Annotated in this window: 1 pseudogene; it reads left to right on the forward strand. The window is 77.0% G+C overall.

Annotation, left to right across the window (positions count from 1 at the left end):
• Positions 1 to 39 precede the first annotated feature (39 nt).
• Positions 40 to 387 (forward strand): annotated as a pseudogene (locus IE249_RS38015) (VWA domain-containing protein); the annotation flags it as partial.

Here is a 387-nt window from a genome sequence, read left to right on the forward strand (position 1 = left end):
GAACCGGTGGCTGAACCGGCGGCGGAGTCGGCAGAGCCGGTGGCAGAGAAGCCGGAGGAGCCGGCGGCGGCGGAACCGGCCGAACCGGCGGCGGAGAAGCCGGTGGCGGAACCGGCGGCGGAGGAACCGGCGGCGGAGAAGCCGGTGGCGGAACCGGCGGCGGAGGAACCGGCAGCGGAGAAGCCGACGGAGTCGGCAGAACCGGTGGCCGGCGGTCCGGAAGCCGCCGACGGCGAGGCACCCTCGCAGGGGCCACCCGCACCCGACAACGCATCCCGCACGGGTGGTGCGGGTGGGAACGAATCCCCGGCCGAAGGCGAAGCCGAGGCCGAACAGACCCCGTCCCCGGCCACGGCCACGACCCCGCCCCCGCCCCCGGCGAAGCCG

Source organism: Streptomyces anandii JCM 4720 (genome assembly GCF_014650655.1).
Lineage (GTDB): Bacteria > Actinomycetota > Actinomycetes > Streptomycetales > Streptomycetaceae > Streptomyces > Streptomyces anandii.